At 39.9% G+C, this 639-nt stretch carries 1 tRNA gene; it reads right to left on the bottom strand.

Annotated features, from left to right (window positions below):
* Positions 1-548: 548 nt before the first annotated feature.
* Positions 549-624 (bottom strand) — tRNA-Ala (locus NI455_RS15375).
* Positions 625-639: the final 15 nt, after the last annotated feature.

Here is a 639-nt window from a genome sequence, read left to right as displayed (position 1 = left end):
GCAGGCTATCACGTCTTTCATCGCCTCTGACTGCCAAGGCATCCACCACATGCACTTAATTACTTGACTATACAACCCCAAACAGTCGTTTATCCTTACAAGTAGGATAAGCAACAGATTGTGATGATCTCTCATCACGCTCATACAGTTGGCGTTTGTGCACTTAAGCACCGTACAGCTTCAATTAGATTCATATACCAAAACGCTTGATTCAGTTAATTTCGCTAGAACTCATTTCCTTAATCTTCACATCACAGTAATAAATCACTGTTAGTGCTGATCTTAAAAACGAGTTTGAACAAATTATTTCAACTCAAATATATTCTGTTAATGATTTTTCCAGCCTTCGTCAGGTCAGGAAACTGTGATAAATCACAGAGGTTATCAAGTCCGCGTATCATAACGCTTGTACTTGTTAATCTCTAGGATCTAAACACTTGATCGCTTAGGAACTAAACAACTTCATCACTGTATGCTTACATACTGCGCGAAGCGTAGCTTCTTGCTTAAATTTCAAGTAAAAGCAGTGCTTTTATGATCTTGAAATTTGGTGGAGACTAGGAGAGTCGAACTCCTGACCTCCTGCGTGCAAAGCAGGCGCTCTACCAACTAAGCTAAGTCCCCAGCTTATCAATAAGT

Origin of the sequence: Acinetobacter lwoffii (genome assembly GCF_024129435.1) — a bacterium.
Classification (GTDB): domain Bacteria; phylum Pseudomonadota; class Gammaproteobacteria; order Pseudomonadales; family Moraxellaceae; genus Acinetobacter; species Acinetobacter lwoffii_F.
Note: the sequence above shows the minus strand (reverse complement) of the source record. Positions and strands in the feature narration are given on the sequence as shown.